This window comes from Oceanobacillus sp. E9 (genome assembly GCF_001741975.1).
Classification (GTDB): Bacteria; Bacillota; Bacilli; order Bacillales; family Amphibacillaceae; genus Oceanobacillus; species Oceanobacillus kimchii.
In genome coordinates, this window is sequence record NZ_LSNA01000010.1 from 107,220 (window position 1) to 113,219 (window position 6,000).

Genomic DNA, 6,000 nt, shown 5'->3' on the forward strand with positions numbered 1-6,000 from the left:
ATTTTTTTATGTAGTAGGTTACAGAAAGCTATCAATTTACAAATTCATCTTCCATATTTATGCCACAACCAGGCGTTTTGACATAAAAATCCCTTAAATGGAAATAAAAGCTAGAAGAATCAAGTCCTCTAGCTTTATTTCTATTCCATCATATTACCTTTTTCTATGGTAAAACAATAAATTCACCTTTATTATTTAATCCAATTTTAACCTGTTGTTCTTTTTCAATGGCTCCTTTTAATAGCTCCTCTGATAACAAGTCTTCGATATTTTTTTGAATGGATCGACGTAATGGTCGAGCACCGTATTCTGGATCGAAGCCTTCATTAGCTATTTTTTCAACTGCCTTATCCGTTAATGATAAATGAAGGTCTTGTTCTTTTAATCGTTTTTGTAATTGTTTCACCATCAATGTCACAATATCCTTCATATGTTCTTTTTCTAAAGAGTGGAATACAATAGTTTCATCAATACGGTTTAGGAACTCTGGACGGAAAGCTTTCTTCAATTCTTCCATCACTTTTGATTTCATATCTTTATAGTCTTTCTCCTCATCATCTAAAGAGAAACCAACGTATTTATTTCTTTTTAATTCACTTGCCCCAACATTGGAAGTCATGATGATAACTGTATTACGAAAATCAACCACTCTTCCTTTTGAATCGGTTAGGCGACCATCTTCAAGCACTTGTAAAAGAATATTAAATACTTCTGGATGAGCTTTTTCCACCTCGTCTAATAGAACCACAGAGTAAGGCTTACGACGAACTTTCTCAGTTAATTGTCCACCTTCATCATATCCAACATATCCTGGCGGCGAACCGACCAATCGTGAAGTTGCATGTCTTTCCATATACTCTGACATATCAATACGGATCATTGCATCTTCATCTGCAAACATTACTTCTGCTAGCGCACGAGCAAGTTCTGTTTTACCTACTCCAGTTGGTCCTAAGAATATAAATGAACCTATTGGACGTTTTGGATCTTTTAATCCTGCACGAGCACGTCGTATCGCTTTAGCAACTGCATTAACAGCTTCAGACTGCCCAATAACACGGTCATGAAGGATTTCTTCCATGTTAAGAAGACGATCGCTTTCATCTTTTGTTAATTTAGATACGGGTACCCCCGTCCATATAGAAACAACCGCAGCAATATCTTCCATGGTAACTTCTGAATCTGTTTGTCCTTGTTTTTCTTTCCATTCATTTTTCGTCGTTTCTAACTCTTCACGGAAACGTTGCTCTGAGTCTCGTAAAGATGCAGCTTTTTCAAATTCCTGACTTTGTACTGCAGCATCTTTTTCTTTACGTACCTCATCTAGTTTTTGCTCCAGCTCTTTTAAGTTTGGTGGAACAGTATACGAACGTAATCGAACTTTTGATCCGGCTTCGTCGATTAAATCAATCGCTTTGTCTGGCAAGAAACGATCGGTAATATAGCGGTCTGATAATGACGCTGCTGCTTCAATTGCTTCATCGGTAATCGTCACGCGGTGATGCGCTTCATAACGATCACGCAAGCCATTTAAAATTTGAATTGTTTCTTCCAATGTTGGTTCGTCTACTTGAATTGGTTGGAAACGTCGTTCTAATGCAGCGTCTTTTTCAATATATTTTCGATACTCATCTAGCGTCGTTGCACCAATACATTGTAATTCTCCACGTGCAAGAGATGGTTTTAGGATATTCGAAGCATCAATAGCCCCTTCTGCTCCTCCAGCTCCAATAAGTGTGTGTAACTCATCAATGAATAGAATAATATTACCTGCTTGACGAATTTCTTCCATTACTTTCTTTAAGCGGTCTTCAAATTCCCCGCGATATTTCGTACCAGCAACAACCGTACCCATATCTAATGTCATTACTCGTTTATCACGTAAAGTTTCTGGCACTTCATTATCAATAATTTGCTGGGCAAGCCCTTCAGCTACAGCTGTTTTACCTACACCAGGTTCCCCAATCAATACCGGATTGTTTTTTGTACGACGGCTAAGCACTTGAATCACTCGTTCAATTTCTTTAGAACGCCCAATTACCGGGTCAATTTTGCCTTCTTTTGCACTTACAGTTAAATCTCTGGCTAATGAATCCAACGTCGGTGTGCTTGCATTTGACTGTTGTCCTGAACGTCCTTGACGACCAGCTTGCGATTCATTACTTCCTAACAGTTGCAGTACTTGTTGTCTTGCTTTATTAAGACTTACACCTAAATTATTAAGAACTCTGGCAGCGACACCTTCTCCTTCTCTGATCAAGCCCAGTAAGATGTGCTCTGTACCTACATAAGAATGCCCTAGTTTTCGTGCTTCATCTTGAGAAAGTTCTACTACTTTTTTTGCACGAGGTGTATAGTGAATCGATTGCGTAGGTTGTTTACCCACTCCGATTAATTTCTCTACTTCTTCTTGAATTTTCGAAACCTCTAAACCTAGAGATTGTAAAGCTTTTGCTGCGATTCCTTCTCCTTCGCGTACAAGCCCTAGCAAAATGTGTTCTGTTCCAATGTTATTATGGCCTAGACGTACTGCTTCTTCCTGCGATAGTGCAAGTACTTTCTGTGCTCTTTCTGTAAAGCGTCCAAACATCATAAGGATTTTCCTCCTATTATTCTGAGATTTAATCGATATCGGTAGGTCGAATATCGGCTATATATTTGAATGTATTTATCCGAAGAAACAAAAGCCTTCTAACTTATTCCCTTGCATTCCATGTCTCTAAACATTTTATTAAACAGGTAAAGAAAGGACGTTACTCTTCCAGCTTCAATCTCTCACGAATAACTGACGCACGTAAAATATCACGCTCATCTGGTCGAAGAGATCGATTCGCATAATGTTGTAAAAAGCCTGGCTGTGTAAGAACCATTAATTCATTCAGAATGTTCCCTGAAGTATTGTCTATCCAACCTAAGTCAATTCCTAGACGAACATCCGAAATACATTTAGATGCTTCTTTAGAATCAATGATACGGCTATATGCTAGTGTCCCGTATGAACGAAAAATACGATCCTCTAATTTTTTTCCTGTTCTTTCTAGTATATGATTACGTGCCATTCGTTCATGCTCAATTAGTTGATGAACAACACTCTCTAAATCATCTACAATATCTTGTTCGGATTTACCTAAGGTGATTTGGTTTGACACTTGAAATATATTTCCAAGCGCCTCACTTCCTTCTCCATAAATCCCTCTTACCACAAGACCAAATTGACTAATCGCAGGTATTAGACGATTAATCTGTTTGGTTAGCACCAATGCAGGTAAGTGCATCATCACGGAAGCTCTCATTCCTGTTCCAACATTCGTCGGGCAACTTGTTAAGTACCCTTTTGTCTCGTCAAATGCATAATCGACTTTTTCTTCTAACCAATCATCTAATGCAAATGATTGCTCTAAAGCGGTTTTTAATTGAAGACCTGGATAATATACTTGTATGCGAAGATGATCTTCCTCATTAACCATTATGGACACTTGCTCATTTTCCGAGATTAATGTACCAGCATAATCGGAATGTTTTATTAAATGTGGACTTATTAGATGTTTTTCCACTAGTACACTTTTTTCAACTGGTGATAAATCTGTCAAAGGAACATACTGCAAATCTTTATAAGTTTGAAAAGATTTATTTGCATACTCATCTCGAATAAATTCTTGAATCTCCACTAATTTTTCTTCATTAGCTAATATAGGATACGTTTGATCGGCAAAATTTCTAGCAAGTCTAATTCGACTACTCATCACGATATCTTTATCCGGTCCTTCCTCACGCATCCAAGGGCTAATTGCTTGATCAATAAATTTATCTAATGTCATTGATCATCACCCTCTTTCAAATCATCTTTCTTCGAAGCCTTTGCTTGTAGTTCCTTAATTTTATCTCTATACTCAGCAGCTTTTTCAAACTCTTCATTATCAATAAAGTTTTTTAATTCTTGTTTGTACATTTCGATCTGGCGTCTAGTTTGTAGATTTATTCCTGTTCGTTTAGGAATTTTTCCATTATGTTTTGTGTTTCCTGCATGAACTCTGCGAAATATTGGTTCAACTTTTTGTGCAAATGAAGAATAACAATTAGCACAACCGAACTTTCCAATTTTTTTAAACTCAGAAAAAGTCATTCCACATGAAGAGCATTTTATTTCTTTTAACTGTTTCATTTGATTCTTACTTGTTGAATTCATATTTAATGTTTCTACATTAAATAATCCAGTTAGTAGGTCATGAAGGGAATACCCTTCTTCAGGGAAAGTAACATAACCTTTTTTCTTTGCACACGCCTCACAAAGACTTAACTTTCGTTCCTCTCCATTAATAACATGTTTAAAATGAAGTGTCGCTGGGTTTTCATGACATTCTTGGCATTCCAAAATCCATTCCCCCTTACATGAATTATTTATTCAAATACTTCAGTGTTGTTAACATAGAGATTAAAATACGAGCACGAATTTCATCTCTTATAGGTAATTGAAAAGCAAGCGTCGTTCTATCTATTGCAGAAAGCATTAGTTTAGCTTCTCGTTCTGTAACTAGATCCTCTTCTAATAACCTTTCCAAAATATCTATTGCTGATCGTTGTGGGATAGAATCACCAATTAATTGGATAATCTCATCAATTAATACAGCTTGACTTTGATGCTGAATTCGCATAATCCGAATGTATCCACCGCCACCACGTTTACTCTCAACAATATATCCTTTCTCTATTGTAAACCTTGTATTGATTACATAGTTAATTTGAGAAGGTACACATTGAAATTGATCAGCAATCTCACTACGCTTAATTTCAATAACATCTTTCCCTTGTGACTGTAATACTTGCTTTAAATACTGCTCAATTATGTCAGATATATTGCTCATAATTTGCACCTCATATCTTATTAAGATGAAAATTTATTTCTTTGACTTTGACTATCTTTGACTATATTTTTATTATACGCGAAATAAATAAAGTTGCAAATAGATTACATATCTTATTTTAGACAAGAAATACTAAAATCAAAACAAAAACCTTATATCGCAAGAGACCTTTTTATTTTAAGATTCTCTTACGTTATAAGGTTAATTTAATTTAGATATGTTTTGAACAGAGTCCATACTTGATATTTCCTCAAATACATTCATCAAATCTTTATTTTTTCTTAGGTTGGTCCAAACATGTATTTTTCTTTGTCCACCTTCTAGAGTTTGAATCTCAACCCGTTTAACAGTAAAATGATTTTTTTCAATTACTTCTACAGCTGTGGATAGATGAAATCCATCAGATACAATGATTTCCAAGAAGTTGCTAGACTTATATTTCGGGAAAAGATTTTCGATTTGATTTAGGAAGATTAAACTAACAAGGATAATAAGTGTTGCTACAATTGCGACACTATACATCCCTGCCCCGATAACCAGGCCAATACCTGCCACAGTCCATATAGATGCAGCTGTAGTAAGACCCCGTATCGTTCCTCCGTATACAATAATGGTACCTGCCCCTAAAAACCCAATTCCACTAATAACATAGGAAGGAATACGTGCGGGGTCAAATTGAACATTATCATACATTTCCATAAAATTTAAAAATCCAAATAGCGATAGTATCATCATGAGACAAGAACCAACACCTACTAATATGTGTGTACGAAAGCCCGCAGAATGATTATTAATTTCTCGTTCAAAACCAATTAAACCAGATAGTATTAATGCTATGAATAATCTACCAGCAATAATTAAAAAGTCTTCTCCCATTAAATATTCCAATAAGGAAGTCATACACATTCCTCCCCTCTTATTAGTTAACCAAGTATATAATTATGCTTTGCGTTTATTTCGTATGAATATCAATTTATAACAAAAAGAGTTAAGCACTATCTGCTTAACTCTTTTTTTCGCTGCCTGGCGGCGTCCTACTCTTGCAGGGGCAAAGCCCCAACTACCATCGGCGCTGAAGAGCTTAACTTCTGTGTTCGGCATGGGAACAGGTGTGGCCTCTTCGCTATCGCTACCAGAC

The 6,000-nt window shown here is 36.2% G+C and carries 5 protein-coding genes and 1 rRNA gene; all 6 read right to left on the reverse strand.

All coding sequences use genetic code 11. The features are described from left to right. Nucleotides 1–163: 163 nt before the first annotated feature. The 6 genes from clpC to rrf all read right to left on the reverse strand — a co-directional run bounded on the left by clpC (nt 164) and on the right by rrf (nt 5,999). Complete coding sequence (gene clpC / locus AQ616_RS18365) at nt 164–2,593, reverse strand: ATP-dependent protease ATP-binding subunit ClpC (RefSeq protein WP_017795099.1); 2,430 nt, start codon at nt 2,591–2,593, stop codon at nt 164–166. 160 nt (nt 2,594–2,753) lie between these two features. Then, nucleotides 2,754–3,818 carry a protein-arginine kinase McsB gene (gene mcsB / locus AQ616_RS18370; protein WP_017795098.1) on the reverse strand — a complete coding sequence of 355 codons (1,065 nt, stop codon included), beginning with the start codon at nt 3,816–3,818 and terminating at the stop codon, nt 2,754–2,756. Next, complete coding sequence (mcsA, locus tag AQ616_RS18375) at nt 3,815–4,372, reverse strand: protein-arginine kinase activator protein McsA (protein WP_069686525.1); 558 nt, start codon at nt 4,370–4,372, stop codon at nt 3,815–3,817. The genes mcsB and mcsA overlap by 4 nt, the downstream gene beginning before the upstream one ends. 22 nt (nt 4,373–4,394) lie before the next feature. Continuing rightward, the gene (locus AQ616_RS18380) at nt 4,395–4,862 is read right to left on the reverse strand and encodes a CtsR family transcriptional regulator (protein WP_017795096.1); all 468 of its coding nucleotides are present in this window, start codon (nt 4,860–4,862) and stop codon (nt 4,395–4,397) included. A 201-nt stretch (nt 4,863–5,063) separates the two neighbouring features. Further along, entirely contained in the window at nt 5,064–5,762 is a 699-nt protein-coding gene (locus tag AQ616_RS18385) for an MgtC/SapB family protein (protein WP_017795095.1), read from the reverse strand. Between the two features lie 121 nt (nt 5,763–5,883). Then, nucleotides 5,884–5,999 (reverse strand): 5S ribosomal RNA (gene rrf, locus AQ616_RS18390). Nucleotide 6,000 lies beyond the last annotated feature (1 nt).